Here is a 21489-nt window from a genome sequence, read left to right as displayed (position 1 = left end):
AGGGAGACCTCGGGGAATGCGAGCGGAGAGTGAAACGAACCGCGAGCAGCGAGGTCTCGGAACAAGCGAGCGGCGACTGGAAGGAGCCGCGAGGGTGACGCGCCGGTTGGTGCTCCGTTCGATATGGGCGATTCGGGTTTCGGCGGCGGCCGAACCGGCCACGACCGGGCGACTTTTGGACGGTCCCGCCGGAGTCGACGACATGGAAGTCTTCGCGGTCGAGGGACTGCCGGAGGTACGTTCCGGCGACGACCTGGCGGCGCTGCTCGACGAGCACGTCGACCTACGGGACGGCGACGTCCTCACAGTCGCCAGTACGGTCGTCTCGAAGGCAGAGGGCAGGCAGGCGGACCTCGGGGAGTTCGAACCCGGCGATCGGGCGCGGGAGATCGCCGACCGGATCGGCGCGATCACCGGTGAGCGAAAGGACCCCCGCTTCGCCCAGGCGGTCATCGAGGAGAGCGAGGAGATCGTCCTCGCCGCCCCGTTCATCCTGGCAGTGACGCGGTTCGGGCACATCACCGTCAACGCGGGTATCGACCGCTCGAACGTGCCCGGCGGCGACCTGTTGCTGTTGCCCGAGAATCCGACAACGAGTGCCCAACAGCTGCACGAGCGCCTCGACGTCCCAGTGGTCGTCACGGACACGTCGGGGCGTGCGTTCCGACAGGGCCAGCGCGGCGTCGCAGTCGGCTGGACCGGCCTGCCGGCCTGTCGGGACTGGCGCGGCGAGCACGACCGCGAGGGACGCGAGCTTTCGGCGACCGTCGAGGCAGTCGCCGACGAACTCGCCGCCGCCGCGAATCTCGTCACCGGCGAGGGGGCAGACGGGCTCCCGGTCGCGGTGATCCGCGAGTGGGAGTTCGGCGATCACGCGGGCCACGACGCGCTGTTTCGCGACCAGGAAAACGATCTCGTCCGCCAGGCACTCGCCGAATTCGAATACGATACATGAACGCGATCGAACTCACTCCGGAACACCCGGTCGAGGAGGTAACGCGACTGGCAGAACGCGCCCAAGCGGCGGGCTTCGACGTCGTCTTCGCCAGCAACCACTACAACAATCGCGACCCGTTCCTGACGCTTGGCGCGATCGCCCGAGCGACCGAGACGATCGAATTAGGACCGGGCGTGGTCAATCCCTACGAGACCCATCCCGTCCGGCTGGCTTCGCGAATGGCCACCCTCCAGGAGATAAGCGACGGCCGCGGACTGTTCGGGATCGGTGCCGGTGACGCCTCGACGCTGTCGAACCTGGGCGTCGAACGCGAGTCGCCGCTCCGGCGAGTTCTGGAGACGTTCAAAGTCGCTCAGGATCTCTGGGTCGGCGAAACTGTCGATCACGATGGGACGTTCCAGGTGACGGATGCGAGTCTGAACTACGAGGTGGGATCGCTTCCGGTGTACGTCGGCGCACAGGGACCACACATGCTTCGGATGAGCGCGAAACACGCCGACGGCGTGCTCGTCAACGCCGCTCATCCCCGGGATCTGGCGTGGTCAGCGGATCGGATCGAGGAGGGGCGTGAGGAGCGACCGGACGAGCGCGGCGACCTTGACGTCGCCGCCTACGCGAGCGTCAGCGTCGCCGAGGACAGTGGACCGGCACGGGAGGCCGCCCGTCCGCCCGTCGCGTTCATCGCCGGCAGTGCGGCGCCCCCGGTGCTGGATAGACACGACCTCGATCACGACCAGGCAGCGACGATCGGCGAGGCGATCGAGCGCGGAGACTTCGAGGAGGCATTCGGGGCGGTGACGCCGGCGATGATCGACGCGTTCGCAATCGCCGGGACCCCGGATGTCGTCGCCGAGCGAATAGCCACGGCTCGCGAGTACGTCGACAGCTTCGTCGTCGCGTCGCCGCTCGGACCGGATCTGGAGGTGGCTATCGACCTCGCGGCCGATGCTCTCGGGCGGGCCGGAACGGCCTGAGCAGGTCGAGGGCGGCCCCCAGCGAGAGAACACCACCTGCGAGCACTGCCAGGCCGACGAACAGCGCGCCAAAGGCGATCAGGACGGCACCGATCGGATCGTGCATCGCGACGTCGACGAATCGTGCCGGCATCTCGACGATGCTATCGAGAAGGTCGCTGATGAACGTGGCCATGATTTCAGTTCACACGCACGGTACTTGGGTGCTTGGACAGCGGTAGTGTTGTCTAACTGACTAGAGAATCGATCGATCAGTCCGTCGTGGCTGCGGCTTGCGATTCTGCGACGGCGTCGTCCTCCAGTGCCGCCAGACAGTCAAGCCACTCCGTTAGGTGTTCGCCGCAATAGGCGAGGAACTCGCCGTTTTCCCACTCGCTGGCGTCGGCAGCAATAAGTTCCCCGGCCACCGCGTTGGCGACCTCTCGATAGGAACCGGCGTCCTCGCCGGCCCGGTCGACGATCTCCCAGACGTGTTCGTTGAGTTCTAGCCCGGCGACCTCGTTCGCCAGGTCACTGAAGGTGGATCGGGGAGCCTTGTTGTGTTCACAGAGGGGGTCGCCGTTGTAGAGGTGCTTGCCGAGGACGTCACAGGCTCGTTTGAGAAGCAATCCCGACCAGATATCGTCGAACCGCCCGACATCCCAGGGGTTGTCGTCCATCGGAAACTGGTAGAACGCGGGGACGACCTCCCGGCGAAAGGCGAGGTTCATCGAGCAGACAGTGAGGTAATTGCCAGACTGGACCACGAAGTCGGGGCCGAAGTCGTCGGCCGTCGTGCGGGTCTGGGCTTGTCCCTGGAGGTCCCCGTCCATGAGGATGCGGACGGCATCGAGATCGGGAACATTCGTCCACAATCCTTGAGAGGCCACGACGTCCCCGACTTCCGTGGTCGTCTCGGTCCAGTCCTCGTCCATCGCGCTGTAGGGATACCCCCGCGGATAGAGGTCCGAATCGGACTGATAGAGGACGTTGACCCAGTCTTCGTTAGATTCTACGGCGGTGATAGCACCCTCGTGCTGGAGGTTCGCCAAGTGCGTTCCGAAGAAGTCCACGTCATCGTGGGGCAGGGTATCGTCGTCGATGAAGACGCCGTACTCGAAGCGGTCGTGCGCCCAGAGGTACACCAGCCCGAAGGACGTCTGTGCGTGACTGGCCTCGGGGATCAGATGGGCGTAGTGGGCGATCCCGTGCTCGCGAAACCACTCCTCGCGGGCACTCCCGTCGAAGACGGCACCGGAGAGGCCTTCCTCGGCCAGCATTCGCTCCATCGCCTCGGTATCACAGCAATCCTCCGTGACGAGGACGACGAACAACCGATCGAGATCGAACCCGTGTTCGCGGGCGTTCTCGGCGTACGCCCGCACACACTCGTGCTGGCGTATGGTGGGCACGATCACGCAGACGTCCTGAGTTGGCATTACTGCCCGGTTGTTTAGGGATGCCTAAAAAGTTGCTGATCGCGGCTGTTCGCGGCTCTCCCGGAGTTATCGCGCCTCGGCATCCCGCCATCGACGGCTGCAGCCGTGGGTCACTCCAATCGATACGTCACTCGTCTTCGTCGGCATCACCGACGTCAGGGAGGTCGACGTCGGTCGTTTCGGCTAGGCGTTCGATTCCAGATTGTTCCTCGGCCATACCGGTCGTCATCAGCAGGCGGATCGCCCGTCGAACGCTGATGTCGACGTCGTGGACGTCGGCTTTCGGGACCAGCAGGAGTCGCCCGCCGGTTACGTTCGGGCTGGTCGGGACGAAGACGTTGAACGCCTCACCGGTGACCGCTTGGACAGATTCGGGACTCTCGGCGGTGACGAACCCGACCGAGTAGACGCCGTCACGGGGGTACTCGACGAGGACTACGTTCTCGTAGCGGTTCTCACGGTTGCGCAGTGCGTGGGTCATCTGGCGGACGCTCGTGTAGATGACGCTCACCACCGGCACGAGGCCGAAGACACGGTCGAACCACGCGAACAGCCATTGGCCGATCGACCGCTGGGCGAGATATCCGAGACCGGTCACGACGAGGACCAGTGTGATCGCGGTGATGCCCTGGGCGACGAGTGTGATGTTGGCAGTGTACTGTGAGAGCGCAGTCGCTTCGACGATCGGGTTGACGAAACCCGACACCCAGCCGATCAGCAACCGCAGCGCGACGATGGTGACTACCAGTGGGGCCACGAAGAACACCCCCGCGATGAAGCTTCGGCGTATCGTCTTGGTCCGGACCATCGTCCGTACCGAGCCACGGGACGCCCTTAACTCCCGGCACCCGTTGGCACCGGTTCGACGATCGCCGTCCGGTTGGCATCGCCGATCAAGGACACGACCGGATCGACGCCCCCAAACCGATCCGGCCGCTACGGGACGTCGATGAACGTCCGGTTTCTCGGCGGGGCCCGCGAGATCGGCCGCAGCGGGGTGTTGATCGATGGCGACCTGCTGGTCGATTTCGGCATGAAGACCGCCACACCGCCGCAGTTTCCGCTCGACGCCGATCCCGAGGCCGTTGTCGTGAGTCATGGCCACCTCGATCACGTCGGGACGATCCCGGCACTGCTGTCGGGCGACCGTCGACCGCCGATCCACTGGACGCCGCCGACGCGGGAACTGGCGCTGACGCTGGCGCGGGACACCCTGAAACTGCATGGAGGAACCTACGACTGTCCCTTTACCGAGCAGGAGGTCAAACGCGTCACACAGGTTTCCGAGACCCACGGGTACCGCGAGACGTTCGAGGCGGCGGGCTACGAAGTCACGCTCTTCGATGCCGGCCACATCCCCGGGAGCACCCACATTCTGATCGATGACGGGGAGACCCGACTGCTGTATACGGGGGATTTCCACACGGCAGATCAGCGACTCGTCGCCGGCACCACCGCCCGTCCCGCAGCCGACGCCGTGATCACCGAGAGCACCTACTCGGACGTGAGTCACGAGGACCGGGCGGCGATCGAGGAGCGCTTCGCCGAGAGCGTCAGGACGACGCTATGGGAGGGTGGAACGGTCGTGATTCCGGCGTTCGCAATCGGTCGCACCCAGGAGGCGATGCTGATCTGTGCCGCCCACGACATCCCCTGTTACGTCGATGGAATGGGCACGCACGTGACGGAACTGGTCCGGCGACACCCCGAGTTTGTCCGCGACCCCGAGGCACTGCGGCGGGCGAAGTCTCACGCCCGCTTCATCACCGGCGGGAACGGGCAACGGAAGCGGATCGCCGAACAGAACACGGCGATCATCACCACTTCGGGGATGCTCTCGGGCGGCCCGGCGATGACCTACGTCCCGGCGATCCGTGATCGGCCGGTGAACAAGATCGCAATGACCGGCTACCAGGTCGAAGGAACCCCGGGTCGGGAACTGTTAGAGACCGGCCGTGCGGAGATCGACGGACAGGTCATGCCCGTCGCGGCCCAGGTCGAACAGTACGATTTCTCCGCCCACGCCGACCGCGGCGGACTGCTGGAGTTCCTCGATCACTACCGCGACTCGCAGGTGCTCGTCGGTCACGGCGATCGTTGTGAAGCCTTTTCGGGGGAGCTATCCGAGAACGGATTCGACGCTTCGGCTCCCGAACGCGGTGACACGATCGATCTGTGACGATCGGCAGAATCCATCACGAGTTCGAACGAGGACCCGGACCCGTATCGCCGTCCGGCGGGTCGATCGCGGATTCGGCCGGTGTGTCGAGTCCGAGGGCGGCGATCCCGGCCAGCACGGCTAGCCCGCCGCCGAGCAGGAACGTCGGATCCCAGCCCAGGACGACGACCCCGGCACCGGTGACAGTCCCGCCGAAGACGCCGCCCCAGATCTTCGCGGAGTAAAGCAGCGCGTAGTTCGCACTGGAGTGTTTCTCGCCATAGAAGTCCCCGACTACGCTCGGGAACAGCGTATACTGCGGACTCGAGAAGAACACGCTGAAGACGACGCTCGCGACGAACGCCGCACCGACACCACCTCGGCCGAACGCCACGACCGCGAATAGCCCGATCCCGGCCAGCGCGAAGGTACCGACCATCGTCCGGATCCGCCCGATGCGATCGCTGAGCCCGCCGATCGTCAGCCGACCCAGCGCACTGGCGATCGGGAGCAACGTCGCGGCGGCCGTGGCAATGGTCGCCGCGAGGCCGAGCGTCCCCGCGTAGGAGACTATCTTCTCGATCAACATGAGTTCGGCGCTCGAAACGGCGACGAACATCGCGTACATGAGCCAGAACTGCCGGGTGTGCAACATCTCCCGCCAGGAGAACTGCCGGCCGATGTCGGTCACGTTTCCACTCTCGTCTCCGGCGAAGCACTCGTCGGGCGGATCCCGCAGGACCAGCGCGCCGACGAACACGACCACGAAGATGAGCACGCCGACGTGCTGGACGACGTCGACGTACGCCGTGATCGGACTCTCGGGCCCCGTGTTCGCACGAACGTACGGGACGAGGGCGGCGCTCCCGCCGGCGAAGGCCATCGTCCCGACGCCGGCAGTGAGTCCACGGCGGTCGGGGAACCACTTCAGCGCGGTGTTGACGGCGACCGTGTAGACGATACCGACGCCCAGTGCGCCCAGCGAGTAGGCGAGGTAGATCCCCCACGTCGTCCGTGCGACTGACAGTCCGAGGTAGCCACCGCCGGCGAGGACGGCCGCCAGGAGAGAAAGGAGACGTGGGCCGTGGCGGTCACGCCACCAGCCGACGGGGAACTGACTGCCGGCCTGGATGACGACGTACAGGGTAAAGACCGTCGAGAGCGCGGCACTGTCGATACCCAAGTTGGCCGCGACGGGGTCCCGGAGGCTGCTCCAGACGTACTGGTAGGGACCGACGACCGCCATCATGGCCCCGGCGGCGATCACCAGCCACCACCGTGAGAAGCCCAGCACTTCCCGGGCACGAGCGCCGTGATCGACCTTCTCGCTCATCGCGTCCCTCCGGGCGTGGCTCCGAGCATGGTTCGGACGAGTCGTCCGGTGAAACTCACTACGATCCGATAACCGTTGTCGTCGCGCCTCGCCAGCGTGACATCCTCCGCGCCGTTCAGGGCGCGACTTTCTTATCGCAAGGTAGGATATTTCCCGGTCAGGAGCGAAAGGGGAAACCATTACTCGATGCCCGGCGAAATGCTCGCCCGGTATGGACGTATCCGAGGCGATCCGAACACGGCGTGCCGTCCGCTCTTACGCCGATCGGGACGTGAGCGAGAAGACGATCCAGGAACTGTTCGAGAGCGTCCGGCTGGCGCCCTCGGCACGTAACGATCAGTCCTGGCGGTTCGTCGCAGTGACCGAAAACGACCGTCTGGGGGCCCTGTACGACGCCAGCTTCGAACAGCGCGCCGTCGACGAGGCGCCGGTCGTGATTGCCGGCATCTCGACGACGCCGACGGACACGATGCGCTGTGGTATCGAGACCGGGCCGGTGGACCTGGCTATCGCCCTCGATCACCTCTCCCTGCGGGCCGTCGAGATGGGACTGGGGACCTGCTGGATCGGCTCGTTCGACCAGGAGCGAGTTACGGAACTCCTCGACGTTCCCGCCGAGTGGCAGGTGATCGAACTGATGACACTCGGGTATCCTGACGGGGAACTCGCGCCCGTCGAGAAGGACCGCAAACCGCTGGCGGATATCTTCGGATTCGAGACCTGTCCGAAGTAGCGTCGACTGCAGTCACCAGGGTCGGAACCACCCCACAGCTCAGTCGTCTCCGCGTTCGTGGACGACCTCGCCGTCGACGAGGGTCGCCCGGACCCGCAGGTCCGGATCGAGAACCGTCACGTCCCCGCGCAGGCCGGGAGCCAGCCGGCCACGGTCCTGCAGTCCCATCGCCCGGGCGGGGACCGTACTCGCCATCCGGACCGCCGTCGGAAGGCCCACACCCACCGACTGAACGAGGTTCCGGACGGCGGCGTCCATCGTGAGCGTGCTGCCGGCCAGCGTGCCGTCCGCGAGCCGGCTTTCGCCGTCCTCGACGACTACATCGAGATCACCGATCTCATACTCGCCGTCCGGCAACTCCGTCGCGGCGATCGCGTCGGTAACGAGCATGCACCGTTCCGGTCCCTTCGCGGCCAGCGCGAGTTCGATGGCGGCGGGATGGAGGTGGATCAGATCGGCGATGAGTTCGGCCGTCACGTCCTCGCGGACGAGCGCCGCCCCCAGGATCCCCGGTTCGCGGTGGTGGAACGCCCCCATTCCGTTGTAGAGATGTGTGGCGATCGAGACACCGGCGTCGAACGCCCGGGATGCGGTGTCGTAATCGGCGGCGGTGTGACCCGCCGAAACGACGATATCACGCCCGCGAGCAGTCCGGACGAGCTCCATCGCGCCGGACAGTTCGGGGGCGAGGGTGATCCGCGAGAGCGTGCCGTCGGCCGCGTCGGCGATCGCCCGCAGTTCGTCCACGTCCGGGTCGCACAACGCGTCGGGATCCTGTGCACCCCGCTGGTCGGGATCGAGATAGGGGCCTTCGAGGTGGAGGCCGCCGACAGCGGCGCCGTCGTGGTCGCGTTCGACGGCGGTCGCGGTCGCCTCGGCCGCGGCGACGAGGACCGACCGGGATTCGGAAACAGTTGTCGGGAACAGCGTGGTGACGCCCGTCCCGACGACGCCTTCGGCAATCCCGACCAGCGCGTCGGGATCACCACAGACCGAGTGACCAGCGTACCCATGGACGTGTGTGTCGACGAACCCCGGAACGGCGATCCCGTCGGGGAACGAAAGCGTCGCATCGGCGTCGTCCACACGCTCCTCGATCGCCGCGATGCGTCCGTCCTCGATGGCGAGGACGGCGTCCTCGATCGTGGTGTGTGGAGTCAGTACGCGACCGACGGCGAGCGTCTCGCTGGCAGCCATCCCGAAAAGCTACCCGTCCCGTCGTGTAAAACGATTCGACGCAATAGACAGTCACTATCCGGTAGTGGAAACGATTCGACGCGATAGACAGTCACCATCTGGTAGTGGATCGGGGTTCCACTCCGAGCCCCGTCGTGGAGAGCCATTCGGCGCGACTGTCGGCCCCTGGCCCAGAAAGTGAGTGCGATCAGGCGGCCCCACGTTCGGTTCTGGCGTCGACATCGCCGCGTTCGAGCAGTGCGAGGAGTTCAGAGTAGCGATCGCGGATCGTGACTTCGCTGACGTCGGCCACCTCGGCGATCTCTCCCTGGGTGATCCGGTCGTCGATCAACAGTCCCGCGGCGTAGATCGCCCCCGCGGCCATACCAGTCGGGTTCTTGCCGCTGTGGACGCCCTCGTCCTTCGCGGTCGCGAGGAGTTCGCGGGCCCGACGTTCGAGTCCCTCGCTCCCCTCCAGATCGGAAACGAACCGCGGAAGGTACTCGGCAGGGTCAGCCGGCGCGATCCCGAGTTCGAGTTCGCGGGCGAGATACCGGTAGGCACGGGCGAACTTCTGGCGGCGGACGCGACTGACGGGTTCGAACTCGTCGAGGCTGCGGGGGTTGCCGGCCTGGCGGGCGGCGGCGTACAGTGAGGCCGTTGCCATCCCCTCGATCGAGCGTCCGGGCAACAGGTCCGCTTCGAGCGCACGGCGGTAGATCACGCTTGCAGTCTCGCGAACGTCCTCGGGGAGACCAAGTGCACTCGCCATACGGTCGATCTCGCCCAGTGCTTGCTTGAGATTGCGATCGCGGGCGTCCCGAGCACGAAAGCGCTCGTCCCAGATCCGCAGGCGTCCCATTTTCTCGCGCTGGCTAGCCGAGAGTGTCCGCCCGCTGGCGTCCGTGTTCGACCAGCCGATCGAGGTCGAGAGGCCCTCGTCGTGAAGGAGCTTCGTCGTCGGCGCGCCGACGCGGCTGCGTTCCTCGGTTTCGCTCGGAGTGAACGCGCGCCACTCCGGCCCGTGATCGATGGCATCCTCCTCCAGGACGACACCACAGTCCTCACAGACCCGCTCGCCGCGCCCCTCGTCGGTGACGACGGTCCCGCCACACTCGGGGCAGGTCTCGACTGACTCCTCGCTTTCACGCTCGTCAGTCCGCCGGTTGCCCGCTCGGTGCTCGGTCACCGTCCGTGCCGAATTCGTCCCTGACATGATCCAAAGCCTGCTGTTGCCGTCTGTACTCATACGTAGCCGACCGGACTATTTAGTGCTTTCGACAGTTTTTCACTACAATAGAAACAAAGTAGATACGATGGATAGAACAGAAGAGTCCGAGTCCATCGGGAGTGATTCAGCACTCACGTCAAATACACGGTATAGAAGAGCCGAGCGTACGTTGTAACGATCGTAGAAACAACCAAAGGATTATTCCGGTGTGGAACGAACGGAACCCAACGGTATCTCACCGATGGTTCAGTCATGACCGAGCAGGGGCCACCCGCGGGGGACAGCGATCAATCGATCGTCGAGGAGAGCGTCGAGTTACTGGGGACCCTCGACTTCACGGAGTACGAGGCGAAGTGTCTCGTCGGCCTGACCCGGATCCAGCAGGGAACTGCAAAGGAGGTCAGCGAGGTAGCGGACGTCCCGCGGGCGCGGGTCTATGACTGTATGGATGGACTCCAAGAACAGGGCCTGGTGGACGTCCAGCAGGGGACCCCACGAGAGTTCCGTGCGGCCGATCCCGAGGAAGCCATCTCGCTGCTTGATCGGCGAGTCACCGAGACACTCGAGCGACTGGACTCGCTGCTCGGACGGCTCCAGGCCCCCGAGGCAGAGAAGGCGGCCGGCGACGTCTGGGTTATGGAGGGGGATGCCGAGGTCAGCGAGCGTATGGTGGGATTGCTGGAGGCAGCCGAGGAGGAAGTGTTGCTCGCGGCGGCTGTCGAGGACCTCCTGACAACGGAGTTGCTCGACGCCCTGCGGGCGGCGTCCGGTCGCGGCGTCGACATCGTGATCGGGTCACCCGCGGAGTCAATCCGCCACCAGTTACGGGAGGCACTCCCGAACGCGCAGGTACTTGAGACCTGGACCTGGTGGGAATCCCACCCGATCCAGCCCGGCGCTGTCAGCGCCATCCTCATGGTCGACGGGGGACAACTACTCGTGAGTGGGGACATCGAGACGTCCCTGCCGGGCGTCCGGAAGCACAGGGCCGTCTGGACCGACGGCGACTCCGCACCCCTGATCGGCATGATGCGGCCGTTGCTCGCCGACGCGATCCGGAGCGGGGCCAAACAGACGGTCTAAGTCGAGAGGATCCCCGTCAACCTCTGTCACCGATACATCCCGGCAACTCCCCGACCGCGTCCCGGATCGACACCAGTGGATCGGCCGGCGTTTCTCGGACTGTCTCAGGATCGAGTACTCCAGCCGTCTCGACCGATTGGACGAACAGCGGGCCCTCATCGACGAGATCGAACATTCGTTCGAAGTCACGCGGGGCGACGACGCCCGGATCGAACGTCGTCCGGAACTCGTGGTTTATCCCGCTGGTGCGGACGAGTTCGACGCTGTGCGTGACAGCGTCCCCCACATCGGCCCCGAGTTCGTCGTAGCGACCGGGGCGGGTCTTGAGATCCATCGCAACGTAATCGATCGCGCCGGTATCGAGAACGTCCCGCAATGCTTCCGGACGCGTGCCGTTCGTGTCGAGTTTCACGTCCAAGCCCCGATCGGCTATTCGTCGAACGAACGCGGGCAGATCCGCCTGGAGCGTCGGCTCGCCACCGCTGACGACGACGCCGTCGAGAACGTCCGCCCGTTCGGTGAGGAACGAGAAGAAGTCTTCCTCGGGCAGTGACGGCTCTCCGTTGAGCAGCTCCGGGTTGTGACAGTACGGACACCGGAGGTTACAACCCGAAGTGAAGACCGCACAGGCGACACGACCGGGGAAGTCAGACAGCGTCGTCCGCTGGAGGCCACCGAGATCCATCAATCCGCGGCGCCCGGACGGAAATCCGCCCGTTGCTCGAACTCCTCGTGCTTGCCGGGGTTCCAGTTCTCGGTGGGCCGGAGATAGCCCACGACCCGCGAGTACACCTCACAGGCTTCCCCGCAGTCCGGACACTTCTCGTGTTCGCCGCTGTGATAGCCGTGGGTCGGACAGACCGAGAACGTCGGCGTCAGCGTGTAGTAGGGCAGCTCGTAGTTCTCGGCGATCGTCCTGACCAGTTGCTTGGTCGACTCGGGTGAGGGCATCGCTTCGCCGAGCCAACCGTGAAAGACCGTGCCCCCGGTGTACTTCGTCTGGAGATCGTCCTGATGATTCAGGGCGTCGAAGATATCGGTCTTCGCACCGAAGGGAAGCTGTGTGGAGTTCGTGTAGATCGGCTCCTCACCGCCGAGTCGATCGGTGGCGTGGACACGCAGATCGGGGAACTGCTCGCGGTCCCGTCGTGCAAGCCTGTAGGAGGATCCCTCCGCCGGAGTCGCCTCAAGATTGTACATGTGTCCGGTCTCGGCCTGATACTCCCGGAGTCGATCGCGCATGAACTCGAGGACCCTCTCCGCGAATCGCTTGCCTTCGGGCGTGTCGATACCCGAGTCGGGTCCGCGAAGGTTCAGAAGTGCCTCGTGGGTGCCGATGAGTCCGATCGTCGAGAAGTGGTTTGCCCAGTAGCTGTCGTGAGCTTCCTCGACGTTCCGGAGGTAAAACTTCGCGTAGGGATAGAGTCCTTGCTCGGTATATCGTTCGAGGACCTCGCGTTTGGTTTCCAGACTTCGCTTTGCGACGTCCATGAACGATTCGAGCCGGTCGAAGAACTCGCACTCGTCGTCGGCCCGATAACCCAGCTGGGGCAAGTTGATCGTGACGACGCCGATCGAGCCAGTGAGCGGGTTCGACCCGAACAGCCCGCCGCCCCGTGTTTCGAGTTCGCGGTTGTCCAGCCGGAGCCGGCAACACATCGAGCGGGCGTCCTCGGTGTCCATCTCGCTGTTGACGAAGTTCGAGAAGTACGGTGTTCCATACTTTGCGGTCATCTCCCAGACAGGGTCGAGGGTCTCGTTGTCCCACTCGAAATCCTCGGTGATGGAGTAGGTAGGAATCGGGAACGTGAACGGCCGACCTTTCGCGTCGCCCTCGAGCATCACCTCGGCGAAGGCACGGTTGATCATGTCCACTTCGTCCTGGAAGTCACCGTAGGTCGAATCCTGGGCTTCGCCGCCGATCACGACCGGCTTCTCGGCGAGGTGGTCGGGCACCGTCAGGTCCATCGAGAGATTGGTGAACGGAGCCTGAAAACCGACCCGGGTCGGGACGTTGAGGTTGAAGACGAACTGCTGGATCTGGTGGCGGACCGCCTCGTACTCGAGGTCGTCCGCACGGACGAACGGCGCGAGGTAGGTGTCGAAGTTCGAGAGGGCTTGCGCGCCAGCGGCTTCGCCCTGCAAGGTATAGAGAAAGTTCACGAGTTGCATCAACGCCACGTCGAAGTGGTTTGCGGGCGCGGACTCGACCTTCCCGCGGACGCCCTTCAGGCCCTCCCGGAGGATGTCCTCGATGTCCCAACCGACGCAGTAGGGCCCCAACACACCCAGGTCGTGGAGATGGATCGTACCCGAATTGTGAGCTGTCGCAACTTCGGGGCTGTAGATCTTTTCCAGCCAGTAGTCCTCGATCGTGCGCTCGGTGAGGTGGATGTTCAGTCCCTGCAGGGAGTAGTCCATGTTGGAGTTCTCCCGGACGCGCCAGTCCTCGCGGTCGACGTAGGCGTCGACCGGTCCCTGCGTGAGCTCGTCAGCTTTCCTCCCGTTGCCTTCCACCAGCCCTTCCAGATCACGCAACTCGGTGTGACGGTGTCGATAGAGAATGTACCGCTTGGCGGCTTCGTACTCCCCAGCCTCGACCAGCGTTCGCTCGACGTGATCCTGGATCGTCTCGACGGCCACCGTCCCGTCGGACGAATCCAGGCGATCGACCACGCCGTCAGTCAGGGCGTCGATCCCGGCGTCTGAGTCAGTTTCGGCCGCCGCGAACGTCTGCCTGATGGCGATCGCGATCTTCGAGCGATCGAACGTCTCCCTCCTCCCGTCACGCTTGCGGACCTGCTCGATCATGCGGACGCTTGCTTCGCCGGCCCCTCACTAAACAACTACGATTGCCGTTATACAAATTTATTTGTACTGCCGTTCGGCGAGCAGTCCCCGGACGATCATCCGATGGAGAGTATCCTGGAAGGTCGTGATAGATCGAACCGTGACGGGCACGGGTGGAGCACTGCTGGGTAGCGCAGCAACCATCGCCGCCGGCTTCGGGGTAGTACTGGCAGGTGGAAGGAGAGACGTCTCTTGCCGTTGTCCGTAGTGTCTCACGTTACCCATCGCTTTCAGTAATCCGGTGCTCGTCTGTGAGACGGGCCTCGATGATATCCTGACCGAGCCTGGCCGAACCAGCGAGAAAGAGATACACCGGAATCGAGGTCAAGTCAATGACGCCAACGTAGTCAATAGCGGCGACAAGGATGATAACGGAGGCAACGACCTGGAAGATTCGCCCCGGTCGAGTTTCGGCAACGAATATCCTCATGCGATCCACTCGGTTCATATACACTAAATTCCTTCTGTTTCACCGATATCAACCTGTGTGCGAGTCAGTGTGAGCCATCAGCGAACGAAGCGTAGGTAGCTTCGTTTCGGATGGGTGCAGACTGGACCCCGACGCTAGTCCTTCGAGGCTGCGGACGAACCGTCGCCGTGCTGTCCAGTTCCGGTAACGTAGTCGTACAGCTCATCAGCGGTCACCTCGACCCCCTGCCCGGCGAAGAAGTTCGCGACGTTCTCACAATCGCGCCGGAGGAAATCCTCGGCGTTGGGCGAGAGGACCGTTACGGCCTGGCCAAGGTCAATCACGACCAGCTCTCCCTCGTGGAAGACGACGTTGTACTCGCTGAGGTCGCCGTGAACCAGGCCAGCGGCGTGAAGCCGACGCATGTACTCCCGAAGTACCTCGAAAGCCGTCTCGGGGTTCTCGATGTGAACCTCGTTGAGCCGTTTGGCCCGCCCCCGCTCGTCGGTCGCGATGTACTCCATCACGAGGACGTTGCGCTCGACAGCAATTGGATTCGGAACGCGGACACCGGCCTGCTGGGCGCGCTTGAGGTTGGCGAACTCCTTGCGGACCCAGGCGGTGACGACCTTCTTCTTGTCCGAGCCGATCCCCTCGAATCGCGGGTCGCCGTCGAGATACCCCCGCATGTCCTTGAAATCGCTCGCGTTGATCCGGTAGACCTTGACGGCCACCTCGTGATCCCCCGCGAGGGCAGTATAGACGTTGGCCTCCTTGCCGGTCGAAATGGGGGCACCGAAGGCGTCGATGTGGCCGTCCTGGACGAGTTTGTACAGCGCGGCGAAGGTGGCGTCGTCGAAGACCGACGCCTCGACTTTGAACTGCTCGGTGTTCTTGATGCGCTTGCGGAACTCGCTGAACTCTCTATCCCGGCGGCGGGCGATGCGGTCGGCTTCGGTGTCCTCGATCTCGATCTCCTCGAACTCGTCACCCGGGGACTCGGCTCCGTCGTCGTCGATCAGGCCGAATTCAGTCATCGTTTCCCCGTAAAACAGTGTGGAAAGGATTGGTCAGCGGTCCGACGCGGCCGGTCGGTGGGTGTCCCACCGTCATGTCTCACCCATCACGGTTCCTGGATGTGTCCCTCCTCACGCAACTGATCGGCTTCCTGTTTCTCGTAGCGCCAAGTGACGTCGGCTTTCTCGTCCTGCCAGTCCCAGGGTTCGACCAGAACGACGTCGTCCTCGCGGATCCAGATGCGTTTCTGCATCTTGCCCGGAATGCGGGCGGTCCGCTCGACGCCATCCATACACCGTACCTTGACACGGTTGGCCCCCAGCATGTTGGTGACGACGGCGAACACCTCGTCGTCGTCAGGCATCCGGAGGTCCGTCCGTCCCTGATCGCTCATACGCGTTCGTTCGGCAGGGATCGGTATAAGGTTTGCAAAATGCGTCTCGTGTTCACACGTGGGGCGATGCCCATCGTCGGCGGGTGGCCCGACGGATCCCCCGTTCAGTGGAGCGTCCCCTCCCGGACGTGCTCGTCGTACGCGAACAAGGCGTATCCGACCTCCGCGGGTGAATAGCCCGTCTCGTCGGCGAGCTCCCGTATCGGTTCGATCATCGACACGTAATCGCCGGCGTCGAAGTCCTCCTTGCGACCATCGAGATGGTCCAACCGGTCCAGCGCGGCCCAGACGCGCGTGTCAACCACGGCGTGGCGACCGGGATCGAGCGCCGTCAACACGGCCGAAGCCACCGGGGCCTTGAACCCCGAGAGTCCCGAGAGGAGTGTCACCTTCGAGAAGTCTCCCTCGACGCGACGGACGTTCCGCGTCACCTCGATACAGCGCTCTCTGGGGTTGGACTCGACGTGATAGGCGCTCCGGGTTGCGGTCTCGTAGGCTAACTCGTAGAGTTGCTCCCGGGTCAGATGGCCCTGTTCGCGGTACTGCCGTCCGAACTCGTCGAGACGCTCCGGGAGGACTCCCTGGGTATCTGCGTACCGATCTAGATTTTCGGCGACGAACTCCTCCATGTTTGAGGCTCAAACGGCGACGGTGAAATCGATACGGGTTCCGGTCGCGGACGGTCCGGAATGTCCGGGCGGGTAACTAGCTCTTCCCGCGATCCGAGGCGCGATGTTCGCTGATCAACTTGTCGACCATCTCGGCGGTCCGAGCCTTTTCGCGTTCGCGACTGTACTCCCGCCACTCTTCGATCGCGGCCTCGACCTCGCGTTCACGGGCGACAGCGAGTTCGTCGACCTCCTGGACGGTGACGCTGTCGGCCGGCGCGACGGGGACTCTCTCTTCGAAGAGGACCTCGTCGGAGACGTCCGAGAGCCCACCTGTTCGCAGGACGAGTCGCGGCTCCAGTTCGGCAAGCCGCTCGGCCGTCGACCGGCCCGCGCCCGTCGCGTCCCGGAAGAGAATGATGTCCCCCTCTGCGAGCCCGAAGCGATCGTCTGCGTCCTCGATCGCCCCGGTGGTGAACTTCTCGACGACCTTCACGGGGACCAGTCCCTCTTTGGTCTCCTCGACTTCGGCGAAGTTCGAGTGATCGAGTTTCCACAGGGCCTTCAGGCGCTCAAGCTTGCCCTCCAGGTCTTCGACTCGGTCGCGCTCGCTCTGTAGTTCGCGCTCCAGGCGGTCGTTCTCCCGTTCGAGGCGAGACACCTCTCTCCGTTTGCGCGTCTCCGCCCGCTGTTCGCTGCGGGCAGCTTCGAGTTTGTCCTCGTACTCGGCGATCGTCTCGTCCTTCTCGTCGATCGTTCCCCGGAGGTCCTCGACGTGGGATTCGAGCCGGTCGACACGATCCTGGAGACGCTTGATCCGTTTCTCCTCCGCGGTCAGTTCCCGGGGCGTATGTTCGGTTGTCTCTGCGGGTTCGCCGTCGTCCTCCCTGCGGTCCTCGAGGACGCTCTCGACGGACTCCTCGCCGGCGACAACGCGGGCGAGAACGGGGCCGACCTCCTGGCGCGGGGGTACCTTCGCGGCGACCCGTTCGAACTGGTCCTCGTGATCGTCGGAGGCTTCGAGTGCGGCCGCCAGCGCGTCCCGTTCGTGATCGTTGTCGTAGGCTTGCTCGCGCGTCCGATGGAGTTTCTCGTCGACGGGAAGGTCGCTGTCAGGCGTCCAGCCGGCGGCGTCGAAGCTCCGGCGGAGCTTCTCGACAGTCTCGGGCATGGGTGTGACGTCCGCCGCGACGACGATCGGCCGGCCGCGCTCGACAATCCACTCGATGACGCCCGCAGTGTCCGCAGTCCGGGTGGAGTGGACGTCCAGCACTTCGCCGTCCAGCCCGACGACGGCGATCGCCGTGGTCGTCCCGGGATCGACGCCGACGACGACGTGATCGCGCCGCTGGGCCAGTGGCTCGAACTCGATGCCGTCCCGTCGCTCGCGTTCGATCTCGGTTCTGGTGTCTCCGGAACGCTCCCGGGAGACAGGGATGTCTTCCGGGGCGGCCCGGACCTCGAAGATCGCATTCGAGAAGCCGCCATACTTCTCGGTCACATCGCGGTCGTATTCGAGGTTCGCCGCCTCCAACTCGCACTCGACGTCACGGGCGCGTTTCTTCACCGAGCCGTGAATCCGCCGGGTGAAGCGATCCTCGCTCCAGCCGCCACCGCCGCCGGTCGAGCGACCGCGGGAGACCTTCACGCGGGTCGTGTCGGTGAACGCCGAGACCTCGTAACCGACGTTCGCAGCCGCGAGCCTGGCGGCTGCCTCGGCCTCCTCCATCGGGTCCTTGCCGTAGGGGACGCCATGGCGGGAGGCGACGCGGGAGAGCGGTTCGGGCTGTTCGTCGCCGGTCACCTGAACGAGCCGTGTCCCGTCCGGAAGTTCCCGGAGGAAGTGGACGAGGGCGTCCTTGTCGGCGGCGAGTTCGTACATGTTGTCCGTGGCGACGATGGCGGGTTCCTCGTCCCCGATCAACCGCCGGAGTTTCCGGCGACTCACCACGTCGCGCTCGACGGACTCGCCGTCGAAGACCGCGAGCGCGTAGGAAGGTGCGTCCCCGCGCACGTCCCCACTCTGGACGTCCACGCCGAAGATCACGTCGTCCAGTGCAGCCGTCCGTTGCACGTGGGAACGTATAGGGATCCGAGGTATAAACCGGTGACGCCGGCGGCGCTAGGATCCACTCTTGATAGCGATTGGAGGAGAAATAGGCATATTGGTTCTCGTATTATCTGCAACAGTCAGTTCCCTCGTACGAGATACACAGTGCGTATCGGTCACTGAGATCCCCGGCGTTGGTGAGAGGGTGGATCGGTAGAGACTGAGAAAATGCCTCTCGTTCGGAACAGGCCACCTACTGAGAAACCGCGGCGGCGTGCGTCGCTGCGTATTCCGGACCACAGCGTACGTTGGACGGATATCGGATGTGGCGGACGCGGGTCGATTGGCATCGTCTACGCCAGCGCAATCCCGGCACCGACGGCGAGACTCGTTACCGCGAGGCCGACGAGCGCGACTGTTGTCCGGTCATGGTGTCCGTCGAGATCGTCGTCGGAGTCGAACCCACGACCGGTCAGAACGCCGAGGCCGACAGCGACCGCAGAGAGGCCACCGGCGAGCGCCAGCGTCGTCCAGAGTTCGAGTCCGTGCTGTGCGACTTCTCGTGCAGCCGTCCCAGCGAGAAGCACGCCAGTTGCTATCGGGGCCGCGGCTGTCGCTTTGTTGGAGGGCATCGATCGAATTTCCAACGTCAGTCTGAAAACTGTGGCGATGCCGTTCCACGGACAGTGGTCAGTACAGATCGTCCACTGATCAGAAAGTACTCCCGTCCACAATTTCACCGTCCGTGTGGCGATGGATAGACCCGAATTGGTTCACGTCCTCACACTCTGGTTCGTGGTTTTGATTTTCATTCAAACAGCCTCCGGAACCTCCGACAGTCAAGTGTTAGATGCAATTGGGATCGTCGCAATTTTGCTAATGTACTTCCTTCCAGTGTGGATTATTATCGAACTCACCTCAGACTTCATATGCGTCGTCTGGAAGTAGTACCGCCGCCAGTTCGTCAGCGGACTTCCCGGTGGGTTCGGTACGGGGTCGACGCTCACGTTGGCGATGGCCTCGTAGGCGTCGGCCGCCACCCGATAGGCGCGGACCTCGGCCGCATCGGAGGAGAACACCCAGCCGGTCGCATCGAATCCCAGGTTCCCTCGTCGGTACCGCGTTTGTCCGCGAGCGTCACCGTCTCCGCTCGCTCGCCGTCGGTCACCTCGTAGGTGTCGCCGACGTAGACGCCGTGATCCCCCTCCGGAAAGACGTGATCGTCGACGTGACCGCCCGGTCGCCCGCCGCGGCGTCGGCGGTCACACGATGGGTCCCCAGATAGCGGTGGCGGCGACCGTGGCCGAGTACTTCGTGGCCCTCGATGTCGAGCGTCCGGATCTGGTCGACGGTGAGTCGGTTAGCGTCGCCCAGCCAGTCGGGAACGATCGCGAACTCGCCGACGCGTCCGTCGCCCGGAACACCGGTCGGAGATCCTCGAAGTCGCTCGCGAACCCGTCGTCGAAAACGAACGCGAAGCGTGGGTCGCTCACGATCCACCCTCCAGTGGACTCAGGAACTCCAGCGTGTGGCCGTCCGGATCCTCGACGAAGCCGGCGTCGGCACCCGCCGCCTCGACGACGTGGGGATCGGCGACGACCGAGCCCCCTGCCTTCCGGGCTCGCTCGACGACTGCATGCACGTCCTCGACGACGAACGCGACGTGATCAGTGTCGGCTCGCGAGGGAGCGATCGGTGTCGTCCGCTCGGGGTCGTGGCGCAACTGGAGTTCGCCCGCGTCGGCCGTGACGTAGACGTTCTCGACGCCGTCAGCCGTAAACGACCACTCACGCTCGAAGCCGAGTTCGCGGTAGAATTCGAGTGACCGATCGAGATCCGACACCCAGATAGCGACGTGTGCCAGGTCCATATTCTCTCTTCCGGGGCGTCACAGTTTACGGTATCGACCGAAACGTCCGGGCTGGCGTCTCACTCGCCGTCGGCCAGCGGCAACGTGACGGTGACGACCGTCCCGCGGGGCTCCCGGTCGGCGACCGAGACCGTCCCGTCGTAGCGCTCGACGAGCATCCCCACGATGTACAGCCCGAGTCCGGAGCCGTTTCGCCCGTCAGGGCCGTCCGCGACGTCGTGGAGTCGCTCGCGCTCGGCCGGCGGAATGCCCGGGCCGTCGTCGGCCACCGAGACGGCGACCATCTCGTCGTCGTGTTCGACCGAGACCTCGACGTGCGGGTTCTCGCGGTCGTTGTGTTCGACCGCGTTCGAGAGCAGGTTGTGAAAGACCGTCGAGAGGAGTTCGTCGGCGTGGACCGCCACGTCCGGAATCTCCCCGTCGAGAGTTACCGTCGCTTCGCGGTAGACCTCTCGCGTGTTCTCGAGCTGGGTATCGAGCACCCGCTGTACGGAGATGCGGCGGAGTTCGGATGGCGTGTCCTCGCCGAGGGACGCCACGAACGCCCGGACCTGTTCAGTCAACTGGATCGCCTCTTCGGTGGTCCGCTGGACGCGTTCGAGGTATTCTTCGCCCCCCAGTTCGACGTGTGTCTCGAGGTGGTCGGTCATCCCGGCGATGATCTGGAGGTCGTTGCCGATGTCGTGGCGGACGATCCGATTGAGCAGTGCGAGTTTCTCGCGCTCGTCGGCGAGTCGCTCGCGTTCGCGTTCGAGTTCGTCGTGACGGCGCTGACTCCGGGCGTCGTAGCGGCCGACCAGTAGCCCGCCGACGCCGCCGATCGACGCCATTCCACAGAGCACGATCGCGGCGTCGGCTACGTTGACCCCGGCAGCGATCTGATAACCTACGAGTCCAAGCGCCGCGAAGGCGCCGAAGGCCGTTCCCAGAAACCACCATACGACGACGGCAACGGCCAGCGACCCGTCGAGAGAACTGTTCGCGAGCCAGAACCCACTGGCGAGGACGACGAAGCCAAACAGCGCCGGAACGAGCGCGCCGAGGGCGGGGCCTGCGATCGCCCCGGGCACGCCGAGAAAGCGGACTACTGGGACGAGAATCGCTGCCAGACCCGTCGCCGCGATCAGGCCGCCACAGGCGAGACGGACGCCTGACGACGAGACGCCCCCGAGTACACGCGCCACGGCCGCGTCGGCCCGCTGTTTCGCCATCGAGTCACTCTTCGTC

At 64.5% G+C, this 21489-nt stretch carries 23 protein-coding genes; 5 read left to right on the top strand and 18 right to left on the bottom strand.

What is annotated here, in order from left to right; genetic code table 11:
* The first annotated feature begins 202 nt into the window (after positions 1–202).
* Together E3374_RS13345 and E3374_RS13340 are read left to right on the top strand one after the other, a co-directional pair.
* Positions 203–955 carry a coenzyme F420-0:L-glutamate ligase gene (locus tag E3374_RS13345; protein ID WP_136689459.1) on the top strand — a complete coding sequence of 251 codons (753 nt, stop codon included), beginning with the start codon at positions 203–205 and terminating at the stop codon, positions 953–955.
* On the top strand, positions 952–1932 hold the full coding sequence (locus E3374_RS13340) for a 5,10-methylenetetrahydromethanopterin reductase (RefSeq protein WP_136689453.1): 981 nt from the start codon (positions 952–954) through the stop codon (positions 1930–1932). Before E3374_RS13345 ends, E3374_RS13340 begins: the two co-directional genes overlap by 4 nt.
* Here the strand turns inward: E3374_RS13340 and E3374_RS13335 are convergent.
* From E3374_RS13335 to E3374_RS13325, 3 genes are all read right to left on the bottom strand, one after another.
* Positions 1886–2107 carry a hypothetical protein gene (locus tag E3374_RS13335; protein ID WP_136689452.1) on the bottom strand — a complete coding sequence of 74 codons (222 nt, stop codon included), beginning with the start codon at positions 2105–2107 and terminating at the stop codon, positions 1886–1888. The two genes, E3374_RS13340 and E3374_RS13335, sit on opposite strands and share 47 nt — an antisense overlap.
* Before the next feature lie 76 nt (positions 2108–2183).
* Positions 2184–3350: an alpha-1 4-glucan-protein synthase gene (locus E3374_RS13330; protein WP_136689451.1), complete on the bottom strand. Its 1167-nt coding sequence runs from the start codon at positions 3348–3350 to the stop codon at positions 2184–2186.
* Positions 3351–3477: 127 nt separating this feature from the next.
* On the bottom strand, positions 3478–4158 hold the full coding sequence (locus E3374_RS13325) for a DUF502 domain-containing protein (RefSeq protein WP_136689450.1): 681 nt from the start codon (positions 4156–4158) through the stop codon (positions 3478–3480).
* A 141-nt stretch (positions 4159–4299) separates the two neighbouring features.
* On the opposite strand from E3374_RS13325, the gene E3374_RS13320 reads away from it, so the two are divergent.
* Positions 4300–5529, top strand: a complete 1230-nt coding sequence (locus E3374_RS13320; RefSeq protein ID WP_136689449.1) for an MBL fold metallo-hydrolase — start codon at positions 4300–4302, stop codon at positions 5527–5529.
* 16 nt (positions 5530–5545) lie between these two features.
* Here E3374_RS13320 and E3374_RS13315 read toward each other — a convergent pair whose 3' ends face one another.
* Positions 5546–6841 (bottom strand): OFA family MFS transporter, encoded by a 1296-nt coding sequence (locus E3374_RS13315; RefSeq protein ID WP_136689448.1) that lies wholly within the window; start codon positions 6839–6841, stop codon positions 5546–5548.
* A gap of 211 nt (positions 6842–7052) precedes the next feature.
* On the opposite strand from E3374_RS13315, the gene E3374_RS13310 reads away from it, so the two are divergent.
* Positions 7053–7574 carry a nitroreductase family protein gene (locus E3374_RS13310; RefSeq protein WP_136689447.1) on the top strand — a complete coding sequence of 174 codons (522 nt, stop codon included), beginning with the start codon at positions 7053–7055 and terminating at the stop codon, positions 7572–7574.
* 39 nt (positions 7575–7613) lie between these two features.
* On the opposite strand, the gene nagA is transcribed toward E3374_RS13310, so the two are convergent.
* Together nagA and E3374_RS13300 are read right to left on the bottom strand one after the other, a co-directional pair.
* A complete protein-coding gene (gene nagA / locus E3374_RS13305) occupies positions 7614–8771 on the bottom strand; it encodes an N-acetylglucosamine-6-phosphate deacetylase (protein ID WP_136689446.1) in 1158 nt (385 codons plus the stop codon).
* Positions 8772–8958: 187 nt separating this feature from the next.
* The gene (locus E3374_RS13300) at positions 8959–9966 is read right to left on the bottom strand and encodes a transcription initiation factor IIB (RefSeq protein WP_136689458.1); all 1008 of its coding nucleotides are present in this window, start codon (positions 9964–9966) and stop codon (positions 8959–8961) included.
* 267 nt (positions 9967–10233) lie between these two features.
* Here E3374_RS13300 and E3374_RS13295 point away from each other — a divergent pair, with 267 nt between their 5' ends.
* Positions 10234–11064, top strand: coding sequence for a TrmB family transcriptional regulator (locus E3374_RS13295; protein WP_136689445.1), 831 nt, complete (start codon positions 10234–10236; stop codon positions 11062–11064).
* A 16-nt stretch (positions 11065–11080) separates the two neighbouring features.
* Here E3374_RS13295 and E3374_RS13290 read toward each other — a convergent pair whose 3' ends face one another.
* From E3374_RS13290 to E3374_RS13235, 12 genes are all read right to left on the bottom strand, one after another.
* Positions 11081–11749, bottom strand: a complete 669-nt coding sequence (locus E3374_RS13290; protein WP_136689444.1) for an anaerobic ribonucleoside-triphosphate reductase activating protein — start codon at positions 11747–11749, stop codon at positions 11081–11083.
* Positions 11749–13875 carry a ribonucleoside triphosphate reductase gene (locus E3374_RS13285; protein WP_136689443.1) on the bottom strand — a complete coding sequence of 709 codons (2127 nt, stop codon included), beginning with the start codon at positions 13873–13875 and terminating at the stop codon, positions 11749–11751. Before E3374_RS13285 ends, E3374_RS13290 begins: the two co-directional genes overlap by 1 nt.
* Before the next feature lie 256 nt (positions 13876–14131).
* Entirely contained in the window at positions 14132–14362 is a 231-nt protein-coding gene (locus E3374_RS13280; RefSeq protein ID WP_248299490.1) for a hypothetical protein, read from the bottom strand.
* 116 nt (positions 14363–14478) lie between these two features.
* On the bottom strand, positions 14479–15360 hold the full coding sequence (rio1, locus tag E3374_RS13275; protein ID WP_136689442.1) for a serine/threonine-protein kinase Rio1: 882 nt from the start codon (positions 15358–15360) through the stop codon (positions 14479–14481).
* Between the two features lie 86 nt (positions 15361–15446).
* A complete protein-coding gene (gene eif1A, locus E3374_RS13270) occupies positions 15447–15734 on the bottom strand; it encodes a translation initiation factor eIF-1A (RefSeq protein WP_136689441.1) in 288 nt (95 codons plus the stop codon).
* A 104-nt stretch (positions 15735–15838) separates the two neighbouring features.
* Positions 15839–16363, bottom strand: coding sequence for a hypothetical protein (locus E3374_RS13265; protein ID WP_136689440.1), 525 nt, complete (start codon positions 16361–16363; stop codon positions 15839–15841).
* A gap of 76 nt (positions 16364–16439) precedes the next feature.
* Positions 16440–18416 (bottom strand): DUF460 domain-containing protein, encoded by a 1977-nt coding sequence (locus tag E3374_RS13260; protein WP_136689439.1) that lies wholly within the window; start codon positions 18414–18416, stop codon positions 16440–16442.
* A 329-nt stretch (positions 18417–18745) separates the two neighbouring features.
* Positions 18746–19024: a hypothetical protein gene (locus tag E3374_RS13255; protein WP_136689438.1), complete on the bottom strand. Its 279-nt coding sequence runs from the start codon at positions 19022–19024 to the stop codon at positions 18746–18748.
* 207 nt (positions 19025–19231) lie between these two features.
* A complete protein-coding gene (locus E3374_RS17225; protein WP_169051848.1) occupies positions 19232–19432 on the bottom strand; it encodes a hypothetical protein in 201 nt (66 codons plus the stop codon).
* A 124-nt stretch (positions 19433–19556) separates the two neighbouring features.
* Positions 19557–19892, bottom strand: a complete 336-nt coding sequence (locus tag E3374_RS13245) for a polysaccharide deacetylase family protein (protein WP_136689436.1) — start codon at positions 19890–19892, stop codon at positions 19557–19559.
* Positions 19882–20262: a VOC family protein gene (locus E3374_RS13240; protein WP_136689435.1), complete on the bottom strand. Its 381-nt coding sequence runs from the start codon at positions 20260–20262 to the stop codon at positions 19882–19884. Before E3374_RS13240 ends, E3374_RS13245 begins: the two co-directional genes overlap by 11 nt.
* A 59-nt stretch (positions 20263–20321) precedes the next feature.
* Complete coding sequence (locus tag E3374_RS13235) at positions 20322–21473, bottom strand: ATP-binding protein (RefSeq protein ID WP_136689434.1); 1152 nt, start codon at positions 21471–21473, stop codon at positions 20322–20324.
* Positions 21474–21489: the final 16 nt, after the last annotated feature.

The sequence above is a fragment of the Halorhabdus amylolytica genome (assembly GCF_004944975.1).
GTDB lineage: Archaea > Halobacteriota > Halobacteria > Halobacteriales > Haloarculaceae > Halorhabdus > Halorhabdus amylolytica.
The sequence above is the reverse complement of the archived record's forward strand: the minus strand, read 5'-3'. Positions and strand labels throughout refer to the sequence as shown.

What these genes read in the sequence shown, in the direction of transcription:
- E3374_RS13280 (WP_248299490.1), bottom strand. Translation starts at nt 14,362, where the DNA reads ATGAACCGAGTGGATCGCATGAGGATATTCGTTGCCGAAACTCGACCG.
- E3374_RS13300 (WP_136689458.1), bottom strand. Translation starts at nt 9,966, where the DNA reads ATGTCAGGGACGAATTCGGCACGGACGGTGACCGAGCACCGAGCGGGC.
- E3374_RS13320 (WP_136689449.1), top strand. Translation starts at nt 4,300, where the DNA reads ATGAACGTCCGGTTTCTCGGCGGGGCCCGCGAGATCGGCCGCAGCGGG.
- rio1 (WP_136689442.1), bottom strand. Translation starts at nt 15,360, where the DNA reads ATGACTGAATTCGGCCTGATCGACGACGACGGAGCCGAGTCCCCGGGT.
- E3374_RS13345 (WP_136689459.1), top strand. Translation starts at nt 203, where the DNA reads ATGGAAGTCTTCGCGGTCGAGGGACTGCCGGAGGTACGTTCCGGCGAC.
- E3374_RS13240 (WP_136689435.1), bottom strand. Translation starts at nt 20,262, where the DNA reads ATGGACCTGGCACACGTCGCTATCTGGGTGTCGGATCTCGATCGGTCA.
- E3374_RS13285 (WP_136689443.1), bottom strand. Translation starts at nt 13,875, where the DNA reads ATGATCGAGCAGGTCCGCAAGCGTGACGGGAGGAGGGAGACGTTCGAT.
- E3374_RS13255 (WP_136689438.1), bottom strand. Translation starts at nt 19,024, where the DNA reads ATGCCCTCCAACAAAGCGACAGCCGCGGCCCCGATAGCAACTGGCGTG.
- E3374_RS13295 (WP_136689445.1), top strand. Translation starts at nt 10,234, where the DNA reads ATGACCGAGCAGGGGCCACCCGCGGGGGACAGCGATCAATCGATCGTC.
- E3374_RS13310 (WP_136689447.1), top strand. Translation starts at nt 7,053, where the DNA reads ATGGACGTATCCGAGGCGATCCGAACACGGCGTGCCGTCCGCTCTTAC.
- E3374_RS13340 (WP_136689453.1), top strand. Translation starts at nt 952, where the DNA reads ATGAACGCGATCGAACTCACTCCGGAACACCCGGTCGAGGAGGTAACG.
- E3374_RS13290 (WP_136689444.1), bottom strand. Translation starts at nt 11,749, where the DNA reads ATGGATCTCGGTGGCCTCCAGCGGACGACGCTGTCTGACTTCCCCGGT.
- E3374_RS13235 (WP_136689434.1), bottom strand. Translation starts at nt 21,473, where the DNA reads ATGGCGAAACAGCGGGCCGACGCGGCCGTGGCGCGTGTACTCGGGGGC.
- E3374_RS13265 (WP_136689440.1), bottom strand. Translation starts at nt 16,363, where the DNA reads ATGGAGGAGTTCGTCGCCGAAAATCTAGATCGGTACGCAGATACCCAG.
- nagA (WP_136689446.1), bottom strand. Translation starts at nt 8,771, where the DNA reads ATGGCTGCCAGCGAGACGCTCGCCGTCGGTCGCGTACTGACTCCACAC.
- eif1A (WP_136689441.1), bottom strand. Translation starts at nt 15,734, where the DNA reads ATGAGCGATCAGGGACGGACGGACCTCCGGATGCCTGACGACGACGAG.
- E3374_RS13330 (WP_136689451.1), bottom strand. Translation starts at nt 3,350, where the DNA reads ATGCCAACTCAGGACGTCTGCGTGATCGTGCCCACCATACGCCAGCAC.
- E3374_RS13325 (WP_136689450.1), bottom strand. Translation starts at nt 4,158, where the DNA reads ATGGTCCGGACCAAGACGATACGCCGAAGCTTCATCGCGGGGGTGTTC.
- E3374_RS13335 (WP_136689452.1), bottom strand. Translation starts at nt 2,107, where the DNA reads ATGGCCACGTTCATCAGCGACCTTCTCGATAGCATCGTCGAGATGCCG.
- E3374_RS13315 (WP_136689448.1), bottom strand. Translation starts at nt 6,841, where the DNA reads ATGAGCGAGAAGGTCGATCACGGCGCTCGTGCCCGGGAAGTGCTGGGC.